The 21,167-nt window shown below is 74.1% G+C and carries 25 protein-coding genes; 16 read left to right on the forward strand and 9 right to left on the reverse strand.

Translation table 11 applies throughout. The features are described 5' to 3' along the window. The first annotated feature begins 77 nt into the window (after positions 1-77). Positions 78-611 (forward strand): phage holin family protein, encoded by a 534-nt coding sequence (locus ACSU6M_RS27800; protein ID WP_437073247.1) that lies wholly within the window; start codon positions 78-80, stop codon positions 609-611. Next, positions 608-1,684, forward strand: a complete 1,077-nt coding sequence (locus ACSU6M_RS27805; RefSeq protein ID WP_437073248.1) for an SDR family oxidoreductase — start codon at positions 608-610, stop codon at positions 1,682-1,684. The genes ACSU6M_RS27800 and ACSU6M_RS27805 overlap by 4 nt, the downstream gene beginning before the upstream one ends. 63 nt (positions 1,685-1,747) lie before the next feature. Here ACSU6M_RS27805 and ACSU6M_RS27810 read toward each other — a convergent pair whose 3' ends face one another. Continuing rightward, positions 1,748-2,704: an LLM class F420-dependent oxidoreductase gene (locus ACSU6M_RS27810; protein ID WP_437073250.1), complete on the reverse strand. Its 957-nt coding sequence runs from the start codon at positions 2,702-2,704 to the stop codon at positions 1,748-1,750. A 589-nt stretch (positions 2,705-3,293) separates the two neighbouring features. Here ACSU6M_RS27810 and ACSU6M_RS27815 point away from each other — a divergent pair. From ACSU6M_RS27815 to ACSU6M_RS27865, 11 genes are all read left to right on the forward strand, one after another. Further along, positions 3,294-4,790, forward strand: a complete 1,497-nt coding sequence (locus ACSU6M_RS27815) for an NAD(P)/FAD-dependent oxidoreductase (RefSeq protein ID WP_437073251.1) — start codon at positions 3,294-3,296, stop codon at positions 4,788-4,790. After that, positions 4,787-6,634: a transketolase gene (locus ACSU6M_RS27820; RefSeq protein WP_437073253.1), complete on the forward strand. Its 1,848-nt coding sequence runs from the start codon at positions 4,787-4,789 to the stop codon at positions 6,632-6,634. The genes ACSU6M_RS27815 and ACSU6M_RS27820 overlap by 4 nt, the downstream gene beginning before the upstream one ends. Then, on the forward strand, positions 6,631-7,557 hold the full coding sequence (gene ligD, locus ACSU6M_RS27825) for a non-homologous end-joining DNA ligase (protein ID WP_437073254.1): 927 nt from the start codon (positions 6,631-6,633) through the stop codon (positions 7,555-7,557). The genes ACSU6M_RS27820 and ligD overlap by 4 nt, the downstream gene beginning before the upstream one ends. Before the next feature lie 58 nt (positions 7,558-7,615). Beyond that, on the forward strand, positions 7,616-7,930 hold the full coding sequence (locus tag ACSU6M_RS27830; protein ID WP_437073256.1) for a gas vesicle protein: 315 nt from the start codon (positions 7,616-7,618) through the stop codon (positions 7,928-7,930). A gap of 93 nt (positions 7,931-8,023) precedes the next feature. Next, positions 8,024-8,455 carry a gas vesicle structural protein GvpA gene (locus ACSU6M_RS27835; protein WP_437073257.1) on the forward strand — a complete coding sequence of 144 codons (432 nt, stop codon included), beginning with the start codon at positions 8,024-8,026 and terminating at the stop codon, positions 8,453-8,455. Further along, complete coding sequence (locus ACSU6M_RS27840; protein ID WP_437073259.1) at positions 8,452-9,222, forward strand: GvpL/GvpF family gas vesicle protein; 771 nt, start codon at positions 8,452-8,454, stop codon at positions 9,220-9,222. Before ACSU6M_RS27835 ends, ACSU6M_RS27840 begins: the two co-directional genes overlap by 4 nt. Before the next feature lie 3 nt (positions 9,223-9,225). Next, positions 9,226-9,468 carry a gas vesicle protein GvpG gene (locus ACSU6M_RS27845; protein ID WP_437073261.1) on the forward strand — a complete coding sequence of 81 codons (243 nt, stop codon included), beginning with the start codon at positions 9,226-9,228 and terminating at the stop codon, positions 9,466-9,468. Continuing rightward, entirely contained in the window at positions 9,465-9,791 is a 327-nt protein-coding gene (locus ACSU6M_RS27850) for a gas vesicle protein (RefSeq protein ID WP_437073262.1), read from the forward strand. Before ACSU6M_RS27845 ends, ACSU6M_RS27850 begins: the two co-directional genes overlap by 4 nt. Beyond that, positions 9,788-10,561 carry a GvpL/GvpF family gas vesicle protein gene (locus ACSU6M_RS27855; protein ID WP_437073264.1) on the forward strand — a complete coding sequence of 258 codons (774 nt, stop codon included), beginning with the start codon at positions 9,788-9,790 and terminating at the stop codon, positions 10,559-10,561. The genes ACSU6M_RS27850 and ACSU6M_RS27855 overlap by 4 nt, the downstream gene beginning before the upstream one ends. Beyond that, a complete protein-coding gene (locus ACSU6M_RS27860; RefSeq protein ID WP_437073265.1) occupies positions 10,558-10,746 on the forward strand; it encodes a gas vesicle protein in 189 nt (62 codons plus the stop codon). Before ACSU6M_RS27855 ends, ACSU6M_RS27860 begins: the two co-directional genes overlap by 4 nt. An 11-nt stretch (positions 10,747-10,757) precedes the next feature. Continuing rightward, positions 10,758-11,021 (forward strand): gas vesicle protein K, encoded by a 264-nt coding sequence (locus tag ACSU6M_RS27865; protein ID WP_437075385.1) that lies wholly within the window; start codon positions 10,758-10,760, stop codon positions 11,019-11,021. Positions 11,022-11,126: 105 nt separating this feature from the next. Here ACSU6M_RS27865 and ACSU6M_RS27870 read toward each other — a convergent pair whose 3' ends face one another. After that, a complete protein-coding gene (locus tag ACSU6M_RS27870) occupies positions 11,127-11,297 on the reverse strand; it encodes a hydrophobic protein (protein ID WP_437073266.1) in 171 nt (56 codons plus the stop codon). A 42-nt stretch (positions 11,298-11,339) separates the two neighbouring features. After that, complete coding sequence (locus tag ACSU6M_RS27875) at positions 11,340-12,161, reverse strand: methyltransferase domain-containing protein (RefSeq protein ID WP_437073268.1); 822 nt, start codon at positions 12,159-12,161, stop codon at positions 11,340-11,342. A gap of 206 nt (positions 12,162-12,367) precedes the next feature. On the opposite strand from ACSU6M_RS27875, the gene ACSU6M_RS27880 reads away from it, so the two are divergent. Next, positions 12,368-13,054, forward strand: a complete 687-nt coding sequence (locus ACSU6M_RS27880) for a histidine phosphatase family protein (RefSeq protein WP_437073270.1) — start codon at positions 12,368-12,370, stop codon at positions 13,052-13,054. A gap of 518 nt (positions 13,055-13,572) precedes the next feature. Then, positions 13,573-15,192 (forward strand): ABC-F family ATP-binding cassette domain-containing protein, encoded by a 1,620-nt coding sequence (locus ACSU6M_RS27885; protein WP_437073272.1) that lies wholly within the window; start codon positions 13,573-13,575, stop codon positions 15,190-15,192. A gap of 33 nt (positions 15,193-15,225) precedes the next feature. Here the strand turns inward: ACSU6M_RS27885 and ACSU6M_RS27890 are convergent, their stop codons facing one another. Continuing rightward, the gene (locus ACSU6M_RS27890; protein WP_437073274.1) at positions 15,226-16,341 is read right to left on the reverse strand and encodes a Vms1/Ankzf1 family peptidyl-tRNA hydrolase; all 1,116 of its coding nucleotides are present in this window, start codon (positions 16,339-16,341) and stop codon (positions 15,226-15,228) included. Positions 16,342-16,400: 59 nt separating this feature from the next. Here ACSU6M_RS27890 and ACSU6M_RS27895 point away from each other — a divergent pair, with 59 nt between their 5' ends. Continuing rightward, a complete protein-coding gene (locus tag ACSU6M_RS27895; protein WP_437073276.1) occupies positions 16,401-16,715 on the forward strand; it encodes a DUF6158 family protein in 315 nt (104 codons plus the stop codon). A 147-nt stretch (positions 16,716-16,862) separates the two neighbouring features. On the opposite strand, the gene ACSU6M_RS27900 is transcribed toward ACSU6M_RS27895, so the two are convergent. Genes ACSU6M_RS27900 through ACSU6M_RS27920 form a run of 5 tightly spaced genes read right to left on the reverse strand, consistent with a single transcriptional unit; the run spans position 16,863 to position 20,996 of the window. Beyond that, entirely contained in the window at positions 16,863-18,956 is a 2,094-nt protein-coding gene (locus tag ACSU6M_RS27900) for a catalase (protein WP_437073277.1), read from the reverse strand. Beyond that, positions 18,956-19,498 carry a type 1 glutamine amidotransferase domain-containing protein gene (locus ACSU6M_RS27905; protein ID WP_437073278.1) on the reverse strand — a complete coding sequence of 181 codons (543 nt, stop codon included), beginning with the start codon at positions 19,496-19,498 and terminating at the stop codon, positions 18,956-18,958. Before ACSU6M_RS27905 ends, ACSU6M_RS27900 begins: the two co-directional genes overlap by 1 nt. 6 nt (positions 19,499-19,504) lie before the next feature. Then, a complete protein-coding gene (locus ACSU6M_RS27910; protein ID WP_437073279.1) occupies positions 19,505-20,161 on the reverse strand; it encodes a diguanylate cyclase in 657 nt (218 codons plus the stop codon). Next, the gene (locus ACSU6M_RS27915) at positions 20,158-20,613 is read right to left on the reverse strand and encodes a CBS domain-containing protein (protein WP_437073281.1); all 456 of its coding nucleotides are present in this window, start codon (positions 20,611-20,613) and stop codon (positions 20,158-20,160) included. Before ACSU6M_RS27915 ends, ACSU6M_RS27910 begins: the two co-directional genes overlap by 4 nt. Then, on the reverse strand, positions 20,613-20,996 hold the full coding sequence (locus ACSU6M_RS27920) for a DUF2795 domain-containing protein (RefSeq protein WP_437073283.1): 384 nt from the start codon (positions 20,994-20,996) through the stop codon (positions 20,613-20,615). Before ACSU6M_RS27920 ends, ACSU6M_RS27915 begins: the two co-directional genes overlap by 1 nt. Between the last annotated feature and the right edge of the window lie 171 nt (positions 20,997-21,167).

A 21,167-nucleotide genomic window follows, 5' to 3' on the forward strand; every position in this document is an offset into this window, starting at 1 on the left:
TTTTTCCGTCCGCACACGGCCCCACCCGCCGTGGGCACGCCGCGTTACCCCCGTGGAACGGCGGGTACCCGGCGCCCATGGATCGCTTGGACCATCTGGAGCACCTGGACAAGGCACTGGTCGACGAACTCGCGCAGGTGGCGCGGGAGACGGTGCGGGACGAACTGCGCCGGCAGACGCGCGGACAGCGGCGCAAGGCGATGCTGTACGCCGCGTCGGGCGCCGTCGCGCTGTACGCGGGGGCGGCGCTCGCGCTGAGCCTGGGGCTGGCCCTCGCCGCGGGGCTGCCCGACTGGGCGGCCGCCCTGATCACCGCGGTGATCCTCGGCGCCGCCGCCTACGCCCTGCGCGCCGCCGCCCGCCCGTCCGCCTCCCGGCCCGCCCCCGAGCGCACGGCCGGGGACGCGGCGCCCGGCGACCGCGTGCACGGCGGCACCGCACCCCTCGCCCCGCCCGGCGGCGTCGGCCCCGACGCGTACCCGCCCGTCCCGCCCGTCGCCCCCACCGCGGGCGCCCCGGCGCCCGGCGTGCCGGGCGTGCCCGGTGCGGCCGACGCGTCCGTCCCGCGCAGGGACGACATCGACCCCGAGAACCCGCACCACCGGGCATGACCGGGCGCGGGCGGGCACGGGCGGTCGTGGTCACCGGCGCCAGCGGCGGCGTCGGCCGGGCCACGGCCGTCGCCTTCGCCGCGCGCGGCGACCGGGTCGCGCTGCTGGCCCGCGGCCACGAGGGCCTGGCCGGTGCCGCCGAGGACGTGCGGCAGGCCGGCGGCGAGGCCCTCGTGATCGGCGTCGACACGGCCGACGCCAAGGCCGTGGAGGACGCCGCCCAGCGGGTCGCCGACACGTTCGGCGGCATCGACGTCTGGGTCAACAACGCCTTCGCCGGGGTGTTCGCACCGTTCACCGAGATCACGCCCGGCGAGTTCCGCCGCGTCACCGAAGTGACGTACCTGGGCTATGTGTTCGGCACCCGCGCCGCGCTGCGGCACATGCTGCCCGCGGGCCGCGGCACCATCGTGCAGGTGGGCTCCGCGCTCGCCTACCGCGGGGTTCCGCTGCAGTCCGCGTACTGCGGGGCCAAGCACGCGATCCAGGGGTTCACCGAGTCGCTGCGCTGTGAGCTGCTGCGGGACGGCAGCGGGGTGCGCACGACGATGGTGCAGCTGCCGGCCGTGAACACCCCGCAGTTCGAGTGGGTCCTCAGCCGGATGCCGGGGCGGCCCCGTCCCGTCGCGCCCGTCTACCAGCCGGAGGTGGCCGCGCGGGCGATCGTGCACGCGGCCTCGCATCCTCGGCGCCGTGAGTACTGGGTCGGCGCGCCGACCGCGGCCGCGCTGCTCGCCAACGCGGTGGCCCCCGGGCTGCTCGACCGCTATCTGGCCCGTACCGCGTACGACAGCCAGCAGGAGGCGCGCACGGCGGAGGACGAGCCTGGCGGGGCCGGGAACCTCTGGAGCCCGGCCGACGGGCGGTACGGCCGTGACCACGGGGCGCATGGCCGGTTCGACGCGGAGTCCCTCGACGGGGACGCGCAGGAGTGGCTCTCGCGGAACCGGAACCGGCTGGCCGCGGGGGTGCTGGCCGCCGGTGTGGCGCTGAGGACGGGTGCCAGGCGGGGCCGGCTGCGCCGCGGGCTGCGGGCGGTCCGCGGCCGGTCGCGCGGTGCCCCGCGCCGGTGAGGCGTGCGTCGCGCGGCTCCCCGCGCCCCTGAGGGCGTGCGGGGAACCGGCGCCGGGGAGGGCTCAGCCGGTCAGCTGCGGCAGCACCTTCGTGCGGTAGAAGTCGAAGAATCCGCGCTGGTCGGGGCCGATCTGGTTGACCAGGACGCGGTCGAAGCCGGCGTCGGCGAACGCCTGGAGGGCGGCGATGTGCTCGTCGGGGTCGTCGCCGCAGACGGTGTTGTCGCGGACCATGTCCTCGGTGATGAGGGGTTCCAGCTGCTCGAAGTGGCTCGGCGAGGGCAGGATCTGCCCCATCTCGCCGGGCAGCAGCTGGTTCGCCCACAGCCGGCGCACCGTACGGACCGCCTCGTCGCGGTCGGGGCCCCAGCAGACCTTCGTACCGCCGCTGACCGGCTTGGAGCCTCCGCCGCCCTTGCGGAACTGCTCCACCAGGTCCTGGTCCGGCATCATCGTGATGAAGCCGTCGCCGACGCGGGCCGCGAGCGAGGTCGCCTTCGGGCCGAAACCGGAGATGTCGATCGGCACGGGCTCGTCGGGCACCGTGTACAGGCGGGCGTTCTCCACCGTGTAGTGGACGCCCTCGTGGTTGACCTCCTCGCCGGTGAACAGCTTGCGCATGACCTGGATGGACTCCTCCAGCATCTCCAGCCGGACGTGCGCGGGCGGCCAGGCGTCACCGAGGATGTGCTCGTTGAGCGCCTCCCCGCTGCCGACGCCGAGCCGGAAGCGGCCGCCGGTCATCACCGCACAGGTCGCGGCGGCCTGCGCCACGATCGCCGGATGGACGCGGACGGTCGGACAGGTCACCGCGGTCTCGATCGGCAGCGACACCGCCTCCGAGATCGCGCCGATCACCGACCAGACGAACGGGCTCTGGCCCTGCGCGTCGTTCCAGGGATGGAAGTGGTCCGAGATCCACAGCGAGCGGAAACCGGCCTGCTCGGCCATCCGCGCCTGCTCCACGAGGTCCGCGGGACCGAACTCCTCGCAGGCCAGGAAGTAGCCGTACTCGGGCATGGGGGGCACCTCCGCGACGGGCGGTTCGGGACCCGCCCCGAGTACCCGGGCGCCCCGGCGGAAACCGGACGGGCGGGCGGCGGGGGGCCGGACAGACGGGCCGCACGGGACCGACGGGCGGGCGGCGGGGGGCAGGACGGGCGGGCCGCCGGGGACCGGACGGACGGGCGGCGGGGGACCGGGCGGGCGGGCCGCACAGGACCGGCGGGCGGGTCGCACAGGACCGGCGGGCGGGTCGCGGGGATCGGACGGGCGGGGCGCCGGGGACCGGGCGGGCGGGCCGCACAGGACCGGGCGGGCGGGTCGCGGGGATCGGACGGGCGGGTCGCCGGGGACCGGGCGGGCGGGCCGCACAGGACCGGGCGGGCGGGTCGCCGGGGGCCGGACGGGCGGGTCGCCGGGGACCGGGCGGGCGGGGCGCACAGGACCGGGCGGGCGGGTCGCCGGGGGCCGGACGGGCGGGGCGCCGGGGACCGGGCGGATGGGCCGCGGGGGACCGGGCCGGCGGGGCGCGGGGGTTTGGGCGATCGCCCCAGGGGGACGCGGAAGACCTCGTACGAGAACTGTCCGCCACGCCGGAGGCGAGATCGTGACCCGACCCCGCATCGTGATCGTCGGTGCCGGGTTCGCCGGGTACCGGACGGCGCGCACGCTGTCCCGGCTGTCCCGGCAGCAGGCCGACATCACCCTGCTGAACCCGACGGACTACTTTCTGTATCTGCCCCTGCTGCCGCAGGTGGCCGCCGGAATCCTGGAGCCACGCCGGGTGACGGTGTCCCTCTCCGGCACCCTGCCCCGTGTGCGCCTGGTCCTCGGCGAGGCCGACGGCATCGATCTCGACGCCCGGACCGTGCACTACCGCGACCCCGAGGGCGGCGGCGGGACCCTGGAGTACGACCGGCTGGTGATCGCCGCGGGCAGCGTCAACAAACTGCTGCCGATCCCCGGCGTCGCCGAGCACGCGCACGGCTTCCGCGGGCTGCCCGAGGCCCTGTACCTGCGGGACCACGTCACCCGGCAGGTGGAGCTCGCCACCTCCGGCGAGGACCCCGCCCGCTGCCGGGCCCGCTGCACCTTCGTCGTGGTCGGCGCCGGCTACACCGGCACCGAGGTCGCCGCGCACGGCCAGCTCTTCACCGACTCCCAGGTCCGCAGACACCCGCTGCGCGCGGGCATGCGGCCCCGCTGGATGCTGCTGGACGTCGCCGACCGCGTCCTGCCCGAACTCGACGAACGGCTCTCCCGCACCGCCGAGCGGGTGCTGCGCCGCAGGGGCGTCGACGTGCGGATGGGCACCTCCGTGAAGGAGGCCACACCCGAGGGAGTCCTGCTCACCGACGGCGAGTTCGTGGCCACCCGTACCGTCGTGTGGTGCGTGGGCGTACGGCCCGATCCGCTCGCCGAGTCGCTGGGGCTGCCCCTGGAACGCGGGCGGCTGCTCGTCGACCCCCGGCTCCGCGTGCCCGGCCGGCCCGAGGTGTTCGCCTGCGGTGACGCGGCCGCCGTACCGGACCTGGACGAGCCGGGGGAGTACACCCCGATGACGGCCCAGCACGCCTGGCGGCAGGGCAAGGTCTGCGGCCGCAACGTGGCCGCGTCCCTGGGCTGGGGCGACTCCGTCCCCTACCGCCACCGCGAACTGGGCTTCGCCGTCGACCTCGGCGGGGCGCAGGCCGCCGCCGACCCCTTCGGCGTGCCGCTGTCCGGGCCGCTCGCCGGTCTGGTCACCCGCGGCTACCACCTGACCGCCATGCCGGGAAACCGGGTCCGGGTCGCCGCCGACTGGCTGCTGGACACCGTACTGCCGCGCCAGGCCGTGCAGTTGGGCCTCGTCCGCTCCTGGTCCGTGCCGCTGGACACCGCCTCCCCGGAGCTCGCCCGCGTGGCCGGGCGGCCGCAGGGCGCGGCGGCCGGGCGAGGGCCGCGGTACGGCCGGCTCGCCGACGGCTCGGGCCCCCGGCACCCCGAACCACCCGGCCCGGTCCGCAGGGAGGACATCGAGGGCGACGACGGCGAGCGGCCGCCGTCCCCCGCGGCCGCCGACCAGCGCCGCGCATCCCATGACGCCGAGGAAGGAGAGCGATGAACTCCCCCGAATTCGCCGACCTGGCCCGCCAGTTGCGGGTCGACAGCGTGCGCGCGGCGGCCGCCGCGGGCAGCGGGCACCCGACATCCTCGATGTCCGCCGCGGACCTGATGGCCGTCCTGCTCGCCGGCCATCTGCGCTACGACTTCGACCGCCCCGCCCACCCGGCCAACGACCGCTTCGTGCTGTCCAAGGGCCACGCCTCCCCGCTGCTGTACGCCGCGTACAAGGCGGCCGGGGCGATCGACGACGAGGAACTGCTCACCTTCCGTGAGCAGGGCAGCCGGCTGGAGGGGCACCCGACCCCACGCCGCCTGCCCTGGGTGGAGACGGCCACCGGATCCCTCGGCCAGGGGCTGCCCGTCGGCGTCGGGATCGCGCTGGCCGGGGCGCGGCTGGACCGCACCGGCTACCGGGTGTGGGTGCTGTGCGGCGACAGCGAACTCGCCGAGGGCTCCGTGTGGGAGGCCGCCGAGCACGCCGCCTTCGAGCACCTCGACAACCTCACCGCGATCGTCGACGTCAACCGTCTCGGCCAGCGCGGCCCCACCCGGCACGGCCACGACCTGGACGCCTACGCCCGCCGCTTCCAGGCGTTCGGCTGGCACACCGTGCAGATCGACGGCCATGACGTGGACGCCATCGACCGCGCCTACGGAGAGGCGGTCTCCACCCTCGGCCAGCCCACCGTGATCCTCGCCCGCACCCTGAAGGGCAAGGGCGTCGAGGACGTCCAGGACCGCGAGGGACTGCACGGCAAACCGCTGCCCGACGCCGAGGCGGCCGTCGCCGAGCTCGGCGGGCCCTCCGACCTGCGCGTCCAGGTGGCCGAGCCGCCCGCCACCCGCGTCCTGCACTCCGTACGCACCGGGGACCACCAGCCGCCGCGCTGGGGCGAGGGCGAGGAGGTGCCCACGCGTGACGCCTACGGCAAGGCGCTCGCCGCCCTCGGCACCGCACGCGGCGACATCGTCGCCCTCGACGGCGAGGTCAGCGACTCCACGCGCGCCGAGTTCTTCGCCAAGGAGCACCCGGACCGGTTCTTCGAGTGCTACATCGCCGAGCAGCAGCTGGTCGCCGCCGCCGTCGGACTCGCCTCCCGCGGCTGGGTCCCCTACGCCTCCTCCTTCGCCGCCTTCCTCACGCGCGCCCACGACTTCGTGCGCATGGCCGCGGTCAGCGGCGCCGGGATCAACCTGGTCGGCTCGCACGCGGGCGTCGCCATCGGGCAGGACGGGCCCTCGCAGATGGGCCTGGAGGACCTGGCCATGTTCCGGGCCGTGCACGGCTCCACCGTGCTCTACCCCTGCGACGCCAACCAGACCGCCCACCTCGTCGCCACCATGGCGGGCCTGGACGGCGTCCGCTATCTGCGCACCTCGCGCGGCGCCACCCCCGTGATCTACGGGCCCCACGAGGAGTTCCCCGTCGGCGGGTCCAAGGTGCTGCGCTCCTCCGCCCGCGACCGGGTCACCCTGGTGGCCGCCGGAGTCACCGTGCACGAGGCGCTGGCCGCCGCCGACGCCCTGGACCGCGAGGGCATCGCGGCGCGCGTCATCGACCTGTACTCGGTCAAGCCCGTCGACCGGCTCACCCTGCGGCAGGCCGCGGAGGACACCGGCTGCCTGGTCACGATCGAGGACCACCACCCGGAGGGCGGGCTGGGCGACGCCGTCCTCGACCCGTTCCTCGACGGGCGGCCCATGCCGCGCCTGGTGCGCCTCGGGGTGCGGACGATGCCCGGTTCGGCCACGCCCGAGGAGCAGCTGCACGCCGCCGGCATCGACGCCGAGTCCATCGCGGCCGGCGTACGGCTGCTGGTGGAGCAGGCGGTGGTGCCGTGAGCGGCGATGAGGTGCGCAGGATCCGGGCCGGCCGGCGCACGGTGGAGCTGCGGCGGCCCGGCAAGGTGCTGTTCCCCGGTGACGGGGACGCCAAGGAGTACACCAAGGGCGACCTCGCCGACTACCACCGGGCCGTCGCCCCGTTCATGCTGCCGCATCTGCGCGGCCGCCCGCTGATGCTGGAACGCCACCCCGACGGCATCGCCGGCGAACGCTTCATGCAGAAGAACACCCCCGACCACTACCCGGACTGGATCACCCGCGTCGAGGTGCCCAAGGAGGGCGGCACCGTCCGCCACACCGTCTGCGACGACACCGCCACCCTGCTCCACCTCACCGACCAGGCATGCCTCACCCTGCACCGCTGGCTGTCGCGCACGCCCGACGTCGAGCGGCCCGACCGCATGGTGTTCGACCTCGATCCGGCCGAGGACGACTTCGAACAGGTCCGTGAGACCGCCGGACTGCTCGGCGAGGTCCTGGACCAGGTGGGGCTGCCGTCGGCGCCGATGACCACCGGCTCGCGCGGACTGCACATCGTCGTGCCCCTGACCCGCCGCCACCATGTCGACGAGGTACGGGAGTTCGCGCGGGACGTCGCCGAACTGCTCGCGGCCCGGCACCCCGACCGGCTGACCACCGCCGCCCGCAAGAAGGACCGCGGCGACCGCCTCTACCTGGACGTGCAGCGCAACGCCTACGCCCAGACCGCGGTCGCGCCCTACACCGTGCGGGCCCGGCCCGGCGCCCCCGTGGCCACGCCCATCGGCTGGGACCAGCTGGCCGACCCCGGCCTCACCGCCCGCCGCTGGAGCATCGAGGACGCGGTGGACCAGGCCCGCACCGACCCCTGGAAGGACCTGCTGAACCGGCCCCGCTCGCTGGGCCCGGCCCGCCGCCGGCTGGACGCGCTGCGCGGCTGAATCACCGGCCGCGGGGTTTGGGCCGTACCGTGCGGGCCACTCGCCCCCCGAGGTGCCCATGACAGAGAAGACACCCCAGGAAAAGGGCGGGGCGCGGGAACGGCCGGCGCCCCTTGAGGTGCTGCGCCGGGCGCGCGAGCAGTTCGCCGAACTCACCGGCGACGTGCCGGAGTCGGTGTCGTCCTTCGAACCGACGGAGGACGGCTGGACCTTGGAGATCGAGGTCCTCGAACTGGCCCGTGTCCCCGACACGATGAGCCTGCTCGCGACCTACCGGGTCGACCTCGACCCGGACGGACAGCTCACCGGCTACCGGCGCGTCCGCCGCTACGAACGCGGACGGTCCGACACCCGCCGCGGTGGCGGCCGGTAGGAGGCGTCCCGCCGGTCGATCCCGATCGGCGGGCCGCCCCCGGCCGCCGCCCACCCGCCCGGACAACCCCACGGACAAGGAGGCACGACCGGTATGACCGTCGTCCCGGCACAGCAGACCGGAGGGTCGGGAGGCTCCAGTGGCCTCTACGACGTGCTGGAACTCATTCTTGACAGGGGACTTGTGATCGACGCCTTCGTGCGCGTCTCCCTGGTCGGTATCGAGATCCTGAAGATCGACGTACGCGTGGTCGTGGCCAGCGTCGACACATATCTGAGGTTCGCCGAGGCGTGCAACCGCCTCGACCTGGAGTCCGGACCGCGCAAGAGCCCCGGACTGCCCGACGTCGTCGGCCAGATCACCGAGGACGGAGCGCGCGGCAAGGCCAAGGGCGCCCTGTCCGGCGCCGCGCAGACCGTCTCCGACGCCGTCCGGCAGGTCCGCGACAAGGTCACCCCCGAGGAGGAGCCCGCGTCGCGCACCCGTAAGGCCACCACCGCGCGGCGGAAGGAGGAGCAGGAGTGAGCACGTACGTCTACGGCATCGTCGCGGGCTCCCACCCGGCACTGCCCGACGGCCTCAAGGGCGTCGGCGACCCGCCCCGCCCGGTGCGGCTGCTGCCCGCGGGCGACCTGGCCGCGGTCGTCGGCGAGGCGCCCGAGGGGCTGCGGCCCAAGCGCCGCGACCTGATCGCCCATCAGACCGTACTGGCGGAGGCCGGGTCCACGGGCTGTGTGCTGCCCATGCGGTTCGGCAGCGTCGCCCCGGACGACGACACCGTCACCGGCGTGCTCACCGAACGCGCCGACCACTACCGGGAACGGCTGCGGGCGCTGGACGGACGCGTCGAGTACAACGTCAAGGCATCCCACGACGAGGAGGCCGTCCTGCACCGCGTGCTGTCCGCCAACCCCGAGATCCGCGCCCTGACCGAGGCCAACCGGCGCGCGGGCGGCGGCAGTCACGAGGACAAGCTGCGGCTCGGCCAGATGGTCGCCGACGCGGTGCGCACCCTGGAGGCCGAGAGCGCAGCCGAGCTCCGGCGGATCCTGGAGCCCGCCGCCGAGGCGGTCAGCGCGGGCCCCGAGTCCACCGGCTGGCTCGCCAACCTGTCCTTCCTGGTGCCGCGCGACGCCGCCGGGAAGTTCCTCGACACCGTCGAGCAGGCCCGCGGCGCGCTGCCGCACGTCGAGGTGCGGGTCAACGGCCCGCTGCCGCCGTACAGCTTCGTCGACCCCGGCCCGGCGCGGCCGGCCGGCGCCGAGGTGGTCGGCGCGGAGACGGGGGAGTAGCTCATGGGGCTCGTCTCGGAGGTGCTGCTGCTGCCGTTCGCGCCGGTGCGCGGCAGCGCCTGGGTGATCGACCAGGTGCTGCGCGAGGCCGAACGGCGGTACCACGACCCCGCCGCCGTCCGGGCCGAGCTCGCGCTGCTGGAGGAACGGCTGGCGGCGGGTGAGATCGACGAGGAGGAGTTCGACCGGCTGGAGGACGAACTCCTCGACCGGCTGGACGGCGCCGGCGAAGGGAGCTTCGGATGAGCATGGCCGGCAGACTGCCCGAGAGCTACGGACGGGACAGCGGCGCCAACCTCGCCGACATCCTGGAACGGGTGCTGGACAAGGGCGTCGTCATCGCGGGCGACATCCGGATCAACCTGCTCGACATCGAGCTGCTGACCATCAAGCTGCGGCTCGTCGTCGCCTCCGTCGACAAGGCCCGGGAGATGGGCATCGACTGGTGGGAGGACGACCCGGCGCTGTCCTCGGGCGCCCGCCGCAGCGAACTGGCCCGTGAGAACGCCGAGTTGCGCGAGCGGTTGGCGCAACTGGAGTCCGCGGACGCCCAGAAGGAGATCCCATGACCGGACTGCGCTATGTCTACGCCGTCTGCCGGCCCTTCGCCTCCGCCCTCCAGGCCCAGCTCACGGGCGTGGCGGGCGTCCCGCCCCGGCAGGTGCCCCACCACGGGCTGATCGCGGTGGTGAGCACGGTGCCGGAGGCGGACTTCGCCGAGGAGCCGCTGCGCGCGCACCTGGAGGACCTGGACTGGCTCACCGCGACCGCCCGCGCCCACCAGGGCGTGATCGACGCGCTCACCGCCGTCACCACCCCGCTGCCGTTGCGGCTCGGCACCGTCTTCCGCGACGACAGCGGCGTCCGCGTGATGATCGAGGCGCACGAGGAGGAGTTCCGGCGCACCCTCGACCGGCTGGAGGGGCGGGTGGAGTGGGGCGTGAAGGTGTATCTGGAGCCGCCCGCCGAGGAGCCCGCACGCCCGGCCGCCCGGCCCGCCAGCGGACGCGACTATCTGCGGCAGCGGCGGCAGCAGTCGCGCGGCGCCGAGGAGACCTGGCGGCGGGCCGAGGAATTCGCCACCGGTCTGCACCGCACGCTGTCGGATTTCGCGGAGGACTCCCGGCTGCACGCCCCGCAGAATCCGGCCCTCTCCGGGGCCGAGGGACGCAATGTGCTCAACGCCGCGTATCTCGTCACGCGCGCCCATTCCGAGGAATTCGTGGAACTGGTGGACCGTACGAAGGACGAGGCGCCCGGAATGCGGGTGGAACTCACCGGCCCCTGGGCCGCCTATTCGTTCACCGGCGACATGGGATTCACGGGGGAGGAACAGTGACCGTCATCGAACGCCGGGAGGTCGCCCTCGTGGACCTGCTCGACCGGCTGCTGGCCGGCGGGGTCGTGGTCACGGGGGACATCACGCTGCGCATCGCGGACGTGGACCTGGTCCGCATCGATCTGAACGCCCTGATCAGCGCGGTCGGCGAGAACGTCCCCGCACCCTGGGGTGAGGGCCGGTGAGCGGACGCCGGATGGAACTGGACCCGGACACCGTCGAGCGGGACCTCGTCAAGCTCGTGCTGACCGTCGTCGAGCTGCTGCGGCAGCTCATGGAGCGGCAGGCGCTGCGCCGCGTCGACGCGGGCGGTCTGAGCGAGGAGCAGGAGGAGCGGATCGGGCTCACCCTGATGCTGCTGGACGAGCGGATGACGGAGCTGCGCGAGCGCTACGGCCTGCGGCCCGAGGACCTGAATCTGGACCTCGGGCCGCTGGGACCTCTCCTTCCCCGGGAATGAGCTTCGTCCCAGGCTTTCGCCGGGGGCGGGCTCACCTCACGGGGTTCTCGCCGGGGGCGAGCTCATCCGGGTTCTGCCCGGAATGAGCTCGCCCTCGGTATTCCGTCACCACCTGTACCAGCGGCCCCTGCCTCCTGACGCGGTGGTGCCGCGCAACAGGAAACCCAGCAGCCACACGACCAGAACCGCGATCGCGATCCACCACAACACGTCCAGGGCGAATCCGGCGCCGAACAGGACAAGTGCCAGAAGCAGCACGAGCAGGATGGGAACCATAATGTGAACCTCCTGCCGATCGAGTTTCCAGAAATTCGGATTTCAGCCGTCCTTGCGGCACAGAATCTCTCCGTGCAGGACGCAGAACCAGCCGTCCTCCCGCTCCCCCCACTCCCGCCACGCCCGCGACACCGCCCGCAGCTCCTCGGCGCTCGCGTGTCCGCCCGCCGTGGCGCGGTCGGCGTAGGCCGAGGCCACCGTGCGGTCCGCCCACAGCCCGCTCCACCAGGCGCGCTCCTCGGGCGTGGCGAAGGTCCACGTCGCCGACGTGGCGGTGATGTCGGTCAGGCCCGCCTGGAGCGCCCATGCCTTCAGCCGCCGGCCCGCGTCCGGCTCCCCGCCGTTGGCCTGGGCCACCCGCCGGTACAGGTCCAGCCAGTCGTCCAGGCCCGGCGAGGCCGGGTACCAACTCATCGCCGCGTAGTCGGAGTCCCGTACGGCGACGATCCCGCCCGGCCGCGTCACCCGTGCCATCTCGCGCAGCGCCTGCACCGGGTCGCCCACGTGCTGGAGCACCTGGTGGGCGTGGACCACGCAGAAGGTGTCGTCCGGGTAGTCCAGGGCGTGGACGTCGGCGACGGCGAAGTCCGTGTTGGCCAACCCGCGTTCGGCGGCGGCGGCGCGTGCCGTGTCGACGATGCCGGGGGCCATGTCCACGCCGGTGACATGCCCGTCGGGGACCAGCGCGGCCAGGTCGGCGGTGATGGTGCCGGGGCCGCAGCCGATGTCCAGGATCCTCATGTGGGGCTTCAGCGAACCCAGCAGATAGGCGGCGGAGTTGGCCGCGGTGCGCCAGGTGTGGGAACGCAGGACGGACTCGTGGTGCCCGTGCGTGTACACGGCGGTCTCCCGTGCGTGCGGCATGGCTGTACCCCTTCTCGTCTCCCCGCCCGGTCGGTGTCCGGAGCGACTGGCGCCACCGTATGCCCGCTGGCCGAATGATGAGATACGCGTTCTGCCATATGGACTGACGAAGCGTCAGGCAGGGGCCTCGGTCATCTTGTCCTGGGTACGCTGTGAACCGTCGTGCGGCCGCCTCGCGCCGTACCGCCGAGCGAGGGGAACCCCGGATGCGCCTGCTTCTCATACGCCACGGTCAGACGGTCGCCAACCTGGACTATCTGCTGGACACCGCGTTCCCGGGGACGGACCTGACCGAGCTGGGCGAGCGGCAGGCGGCGGCGCTGCCGGCGGCGCTCGCCGACGAGGACATCACGGCCGTCTACGCCTCCCCGCTCACCCGCACCCGGCGCACCGCCGCCCCGCTGGCCGCCGCCCGCGGCCTGGAGGTGCTGGTCCGCGACGGACTGCGCGAGGCGGCGGCGGGCGACCTGGAGATGCTGCCCGGCGACTCGGGGGAGGGGCTGCGCTATCTGCACACCCTGCTCGCCTGGATGAACGGCGACACCCGGCTGCGGCTGCCGGGCGGGGAGAGCGGCGAGGAGGCTCTCGCCCGCTACGACGCCGTCGTCGCCGAGGCCGCGGCGAGCGGTGCCGGCACGGTGGCCATGGTCAGCCACGGCGCCGTCATCCGGCTGTGGACCGCCGTGCGTGCCGTCAACATCGACGAGACCTTCGCCGCCTCCCACGGCCTGGAGAACACCGGCGTGGTCGTCCTGGAGGGCTCCCCGTCCGACGGCTGGAAGGCCCTCTCCTGGGCCGGCGCCCTGGTGGAGACGGCCGGCCCGGCGACGGAGCCCGGCCCCGCGGGCCGACGGCTGGACGAGCAGCTGCCGGGGGAGCCGGGGCGGGCCTGAGGAGTGGGGTTCCTGGGGAAGGCGGGGTGGGCCTGAGGGAGCGGGGTCCTGGGGGACGCCGGGGCGGGCCTGGGGGGAGCCGGGTCTTCGGGGGGAGGGCGGGGCGGCCTGGGACGAGCCGGGGGAGGCCGGGGCGGGCCTGGGGCGCGGGGTTCCTGGGGGACGCCGGGGCGGGCCTGGAGGAGCCGGGCGCCTGGGGAGGCCGGGCGGGCCTGGGGGAGCCGGGTCTTCGGGGGGCGGCCTGGGACGAGCCGGGCGAGCCGAGGGAGCCGGGGCGGGCCTGAGGAGTGGGGTTCCTGGGGGACGCCGGGGCGGGCCTGGGGGAAGCCGGGCGCCTGGGTAGGCCGAGGCGGGCCTGGGGGGCGCCGGGTCTGCGGGGGGAGGGCGGGGCGGCCTGGGACGAGCCGGGCGAGCCGGGGCGGGCCTCGGGGAGCCGGGTCTTCGGGGGAGGCCGGATCGTGGTCCCGGCGTCATAACCGTTTGCCGGGCCGGGTCCGTCACCCGCAGAATGCCTGGCCATGGGACATCTGGAAGCCGCGCACCTCGAGTACCACCTCCCCGACGGGAGGACGCTGCTCGGCGATGTGTCCTTCCGGGTGGGCGAAGGGGCCGTCGTCGCGCTCGTCGGGCCCAACGGGGCCGGCAAGACGACCCTGCTCCGGCTGATCTCGGGCGAGCTCAAGCCGCACGGCGGCACGGTGACCGTCAGCGGCGGTCTCGGCGTGATGCGCCAGTTCGTGGGCTCCGTACGGGACGAGACGACCGTACGCGACCTGCTGGTGTCGGTCGCCCCGCCCCGCATCCGGGAGGCGGCGAAGGCCGTCGACGCCGCCGAGCACGCCATCATGACGGTCGACGACGAGGCCGCCCAGCTGGCCTACGCCCAGGCCCTCGCCGACTGGGCGGAGGCGCGCGGGTACGAGGCCGAGACGCTGTGGGACATGTGCACCACGGCCGCGCTCGGCATGCCGTACGAGAAGGCGCAGTGGCGGCAGGTGCGCACGCTGTCCGGCGGTGAGCAGAAGCGGCTGGTGCTGGAGGCGCTGCTGCGCGGCACCGACGAGGTGCTGCTGCTCGACGAGCCGGACAACTACCTCGACGTGCCCGGCAAGCGCTGGCTGGAGGAGCGGCTGAAGGAGACCCGCAAGACGGTCCTGTTCGTCTCCCACGACCGCGAACTCCTCGCCCGCGCCGCCGAGAAGATCGTCTCCGTGGAACCCGGCCCGGCCGGTGCCGACGCCTGGGTGCACGGCGGCGGCTTCGCCACGTACCACGAGGCCCGGCGCGAACGCTTCGCGCGCTTCGAGGAGTTGCGCCGCCGCTGGGACGAGAAGCACGCCCAGCTGAAGAAACTGGTGCTGAACCTCCGTCAGGCGGCCGCCGTCAGCCATGAGATGGCCTCGCGCTACGCCGCCGCCCAGACCCGGCTGCGCAAGTTCGAGGAGGCCGGCCCGCCGCCCGAGCCGCCGCGCGAGCAGGACATCACCATGCGCCTGAAGGGCGGCCGCACCGGCGTCCGGGCCGTCACCTGCGCAGGGCTCGAACTGACCGGCCTGATGAAACCCTTCGACCTGGAGGTCTTCTACGGCGAACGGGTCGCCGTGCTCGGCTCCAACGGCTCCGGCAAGTCCCACTTCCTGCGGCTGCTCGCGGGCGAGGAGGTGGCGCACACGGGGGAGTGGAAGCTGGGCGCGCGGGTCGTGCCCGGACACTTCGCGCAGACCCACGCGCACCCCGAGCTCCAGGGCCGCACCCTCCTGGACATCCTCTGGAAGGAGCACGCCCAGGACCGCGGCGCCGCGATGTCCCGGCTGCGCCGCTACGAGCTGACGAACCAGGCCGAGCAGACCTTCGAGCGGCTCTCCGGCGGCCAGCAGGCCCGCTTCCAGATCCTGCTGCTGGAGCTGGAGGGCGCCACCGCGCTGCTCCTGGACGAGCCCACCGACAACCTGGACCTGGAGTCCGCCGAGGCCCTCCAGGAGGGCCTGGAGGCGTTCGACGGAACGGTGCTCGCGGTCACCCACGACCGCTGGTTCGCCCGCTCCTTCGACCGCTACCTGGTCTTCGGCAGCGACGGCCGGGTCCGGGAGACCCCGGAGCCGGTGTGGGACGAGCGGCGGGTGGAGCGGGCCCGCTAGCGCGCCGGCTCCCGCCCGCCGGTCACCCGTCCGTCACGTCCAGCGCAGCAGCGCGCCGAGACCGCCCGCCGGCACGTCGTCCCGCCGGGCCGCCTCCAGGGAGGCCAGGGACAGGGCGGGGGCGGCCGTGGCGACCGCCGAGCGGATCAGGGCGTCGTCCGCGCGGGCCGGCCACGAGTGCTGCTCGCCGAGGATCCGCAGGTCGGTGCGGCGCACCGCCAGCTGGTCCGGGTCCTCGCCGATCCACACCTCGCGATGGGCGTCGGGGCCGTCGGCCCGGACCAGCAGCGTGTCGATACGGTGCTCGCGCGCCGCCTCGACCAGTCCGGGCACGCCCTCGGCCGCCCCGGCGCGGCCCTCCGCGTCCGGCGTGCGCGCGGCCAGGAACCGCTCCAGCGCCGCCTCGGCCCGCTGCCGCACATGCCGGGCACGGGCCTCCTCCACATCGGCGTCCAGGAGCCGGCTGCCCGTGCCGTGCGGGGCCTCCACCACCCGGTCGGCCAGCCGCTGCGGCATGTGCCGGCGCACCGAGCGCCGCTCGCGCTCCTCGCCGACCAGGATCAGCAGATCGGCCCTGGTCTCCTCCTGGCACACGGACAGCGCGTCCGCGATCTCGGCCGCGTTGTGCTCCCAGGTGTTCTCCACCCTGAGCTGGAAGTGCCGCTCCGACCAGTCGGCGGAGCCCGTGCGGTGCACCGGCCACTGGCGCCCGGCGACCGTGCCCGCGGGCTCGCGGGCCAGCGCGCTGCGCAGTTCGAAGTCGGCGCCCTTGCGGTCCACGTAGGCCACCACGCACACCGGGTCCTCACCGGCCAGGTCCAGCAGCGGCGCGACGCGCGGCAGCGGCGCCCACTCGGCGCGGTCGGCCTGCGGCGGGCGGGCCAGCGAGGGGTCGAGCACCACCTCACCCGCTCGGGCGAACAGGGCCCGGCCGTGCGGTTCGGGGGAGTGCCCCAGCTCCTCCACGCCGTCCCGCACGGCCCGGCACGTGGCCTCGTCCGCGCCCTGCCGGGCCAGCTCGCGCGCCATCGCCTCGGCGGTCAGACGGCGCTCGTGCGGGGTGTCCTCCGTGTGCCGGGAGGTGTCGACGTACACGGAGGCCCACGGGCCGGTTTGTTCGTACAGTGGGTGCAGGAAAGCGAGGTCCATGGCTCCCTCCCGGAGGCCGTTCGATGGTGCTGTGCACATCGGGCGGGTACCCGGAGGGCATGGACGAACACGACGAGCGGGGCACCACGATGACCGGAGTCGACCCGGGCCGGCTGGACGACCAGCAGCTCATGAAGGAGCTGGAGACGATCCACCGCACGCGCCACGACACCCTGCTGTACGGCTCGAACGACGCACTGCGCGTCCACAACGAGCGCATGGCCCAGCTGGAGGGCGAGTACCTGCGCCGCAACCCGCGCCGCTCCGTCTCCGCGGGCCGCACCCGTGACGGGGCGCGCGAGCGCATGCCGTCCGGCCGGGACGAGACGCCGGTCGGCAAGTGGGGCCCGGGAGCCGGAGGCGTGGGCGGCTGACGGCCGGGTCGGGATCGGCGGCCTCGGGCGCGTCGGCCACCTCGGACGGGGGCCGCTTGCCGCAGAGCGGCACCGGGGCAGGGGCATCACACGGCAAGGGCGCCCGGCGGCGTTCGCCCGCCGGGCGCCCTCACCCCTGCCTCCCTCTCAGCAGCGCAGCGGCGGCCGGTCCCAGTGGCGGTGCGCCGCGATGGCGTCCACGAACGCCTGCAGGAACTCGGGGCCGACGTTGCCCGGAGACGTGTCGGTGACCACGCCCTGGTCGCTGACCGCCTCCTTGAACTGCGTCGACACACGCAGCCCCCGAGGCTCCAGAGCCGCGAGGACGCCCACGCCCGAGCCGAGGGCGCCGATGGGCTTGCCGTGCCGGTAGGCGTCGCGGACGAAGCGCATCGCGTCCGGGTCCTCGGCCGTCGCCGGCGTGTCCGCGGGGCCGCCCGGCAGCAGGACGGCGTCGTACAGGACCGACGCCATGGTCGGCAGCGCCCGGTCCACCGGATGCCGCTCACCGTCGGCGCCGCGTATCTCCCCGTCCGTCGGCGCCAGCACCTCGACCAGGGCACCCTCGGCGGCCAGCGCCTCCCGCACCGAGGCGACCTGGGCGGCGTCCACCCCGTCCGCGGCCAGCACCGCGATGCGCCGGGTGCGGATCGAACCGTCGCCGCGCAGCGCCTCCAGGCTCAGCGCGGGGGAGGACAGCTCGCTCGCCGACACAGCGGCCGTCGGCTCGGGCACCCCGATCCCGCGCGCCACCTGGTCCGCGAGCTCACCGTCGACCTTGGCCAGCTGCTCCACCGTCCGGGCGCGCACCGCGCGTGCCTCGACCTTGCCGAGCTCGAACCGGAACGCGGCCACGATGTGCTGCTTCTCCCAGTCCGCCATGCTGTTCCAGAACATCGCGGGCTGACTGTAGTGGTCCTGGAAACTCGGGCTGCGCCGCCGGATCTTGGCGCCGTCCACCTTCTCGGCGTAGTGCCGGTAGGCGTGCGGATCGCCGTCCGCGTGCGCGGGGCAGCCGCCGCCGAGGGAGTTGGGGAAGTAGTTCGTGCCCCGGTGGATCGTGCTCTGGCCGTAGCCGTCGCGCTGGTTGGTGCGCACCGGCGCCACCGGCCGGTTCACCGGCAGCTGCGCGAAGTTGGGCCCGCCCAGCCGGATCAGCTGGGTGTCCAGGTAGGAGAAGTTGCGGGCCTGGAGCAGCGGGTCGTTGGTGAAGTCGATGCCCGGCACCACATTCGCGGTGTGGAAGGCGACCTGCTCGGTCTCGGCGAAGAAGTTCTCCGGGTTGCGGTCCAGCACCATCCGGCCGATCGGCCGCACCGGCACCTGCTCCTCCGGGATGATTTTCGTGGCGTCCAGGAGGTCGAAGTCGAAGGTGAACTCGTCCTCCTCGGGGACCAGTTGCACCCCCAGCTCCCACTCCGGGTACTCGCCCGCCTCGATCGCGTCCCAGAGATCACGCCGGTTGAAGTCGGGGTCGCGGCCCTGGCACTCCTGCGCCTCGTCCCACACCAGCGAGTGCACACCGAGCCGCGGCGTCCAGTGGAACTTCACGAACGTGCCCTTGCCCTCCGCGTTCACGAAGCGGAAGGTGTGCACCCCGAATCCCTGCATCATGCGGTAGCTGCGCGGGATCGCCCGGTCGGACATCAGCCACATGATCGCGTGCAGTGTCTCCGGCTGGAGCGACACGAAGTCCCACAGGGTGTCGTGCGCGGAGGCGCCCGTCGGGATGTCGTTGTGCGGCTCCGGCTTCACCGCGTGCACGAAGTCGGGGAACTTGATGCCGTCCTGGATGAAGAACACCGGGAAGTTGTTCCCGACCAGGTCGTAATTCCCCTCGGACGTATAGAACTTGGTGGCGAACCCGCGCACGTCCCGCACGGTGTCCGCCGAGCCCTTCGGGCCCTGCACGGTGGAGAACCGCACGAACACCGGTGTGCGCACCGCCGGATCCTGGAGGAAGGCGGCGCGGGTGAACTCCGCGCAGGACTCGTACGGCTGGAAGTAGCCGTAGGCGCCCGCGCCCCGCGCGTGCACCACGCGCTCCGGGATCCGTTCGTGGTCGAAGCGGGTCAGCTTCTCCCGGAAGTGGAAGTCCTCCATCAGCGTCGGCCCGCGCTCGCCGGCGGCCAGCGCGTCGTCGGTGTGGTCGACGGTCACGCCCTGGTCGGTGGTGAGCGGGCCGGACGCCGGGTCCTGGGCGCGGAAGAACGCTCGCTGCTCCTGTTTGGGGTCCCCCATCAGCCGTCCGCCCTCCCGAAGACCTCGACGAACGTCTCGCAGAACGCCTTCAGATCGTCCGGCTTACGGCTGGTCACCAGCTTGTTGGGCCCGTGGTCGCACACCCTGACCTGCTCGTCGACCCAGGTGCCGCCCGCGTTGACGATGTCGGTGCGCAGACTCGGCCAGGAGGTGAGCACACGGCCGCGCACCACGTCCGCCTCCACCAGCGTCCAGGGGGCGTGGCAGATCGCGGCGACCGGCAGTCCGCGGTCGAAGAAGTCCTTCACGAACGCCACGGCCTTGTCGTCCATCCGCAGGAAGTCCGGGTTGGCCACCCCGCCGGGCAGCACCAGCGCGCCGAACGACTCCGCGGACACCTGGCCCACCACGTCGTCGACGGCGAAGGTGTCCGCCTTGTCGAGGTGGTGAAATGCCTGGATCTTCCCCGGTTTCGTCGACACCAGCACCGGCTCGTGCCCGGCGTCCTCGGCCGCCTGCCAGGGGTCGGTCAGCTCGACCTGCTCCACGCCCTCGGGCGCCGCCAGGAATGCGATACGCATGTGTTCTCACTCTCCTTCCGTGGCACGCCACCGGGCTTCGTCGCCCGTGGCGCGCTTGTTCCGCCGCCGGGCCGCCCGGCGGCAGCGCAGCAGTTCCTCGCCGTACGGCAGCAGCACACAGGTGCCGATCGCGGCGGCGATCCCCGCGATGTAGGCCCGCGACGGCGGCGGCCGGCGCGGCACCAGCCGCCAGGCGTCCGGGGAGCCCCGGCCGCCGCGCAGCAGCGACTTCACCTGGTCGGCGTGCAGACACATCAGCGAGGCCAGGGCGCCGAACGGCAGCGACTCCAGAAAGCTGTGGATGTGCTGCTCGATCGGCTTGACCTCGCGGTCGCTGTTCGTCGCCATCCGCACGTCCCACAGCGCGGTCGCCTCATGCGCCGCCGCGCCCGCCAGCTGCACCGTGAGCAGCAGCGGATTGACCTCGTAGCGCAGGGTCAGCGCGATCGGCACGCCCACCTCGGCCATCATCAGCGAGTGGACGGCGGACTCCTTGGTGCCCGTCGTCTCCTCGATCCGGGTGCGCCGGTGCATCACCCAGTCCGCGACGCCGGGCACGAACCAGCTCGGCAGCAGCCCGTACAGCAGATAGCGGGTGGTGGCCTCGCCGACGTCCACGGTGACGCCCGACCGCGCGATCTCGGCGGCCCGGTCGCGGCTCATCCGGCCTCCCGCGTCCGCGGCGGCGCCATCCCCTCGTGGTCCGGCTCGGCGCGGCTGATGTCGGCGAGGGCGCTCTCGGGGTTCTCGGACTTCGCCAGGTCCCCCAGCGTCACCATGCCGACCGGCAGCCCGTCCTCGACGACCGGCAGCCGCCGTACGGCCTTCGCCCGCATCAGCTCCACGGCCGCCGCGACGGTGTCCGCCGGCGAGACGGTCACCGGGTGCGGGGTGCACACGGCCGCCGCGCTCATGGTCAGCGGATCGATGCCCTCGGCCACCGCCCGTACCGTGATGTCGCGGTCCGTGAGCACCCCGACGACCTCCTGGCCGTCGGCCACCAGCACGTCCCCGATGTCCTGCGCCCGCATCAGCTGCGCGGCCTCCGCCAGGGAGGCGTCCGGGCGTACGGCCACCACGCCCGGCGTCATGACCTCGCGTACGAACTCGGCCATCACCGGCCTCCTTCCGCTCCCCGGCCCCTGGTCAGGGCCTCGGCCAGCTCCTGGACGTTGCGGTAGCGCGCCGAACGGGGCAGCCGGTGCAGCGGCTCGATCAGGGCGTCGGGCGCATGCCTGCTGCGCAGCAGGCCGATCAGCTCGCCGGGACCGGCCGGGAACGCCGTACGGCCGAGCAGCCGGCCCAGCTCCAGGCGCGCCTCCGCCGCGGTGGCCGGCGGGTGCGGGCCGCCCGCGATCCACGGGTCGTCGTCGGCGGCGGGCTCGGGATCGTGCCACTCCTCGACCCGCGTGGGGTGGCCCGACCTCAGCAGGCCCTGGAGCTGGTGCTTCATCTCGTCGTCGCGGTGCGCGCTCATCCGGTCACTGCCTCGCTGCATGACTCCTCCAGATCGTCGGCAGTCGCGCACCGCGTACCCGGACGGGCCACGACGACACCGGGGTTTGCCCGGCGGATCGGGGGAGACCCGGCCCGCACCCCCCACGGAAGCCCCCTGGGGAAGGAAGCGCCATGGCCGTACTCGCCGTGATCATCCCTGTCCTGCTGCTGG

Source organism: Streptomyces sp. enrichment culture (assembly GCF_964272895.1).
Lineage (GTDB): Bacteria > Actinomycetota > Actinomycetes > Streptomycetales > Streptomycetaceae > Streptomyces.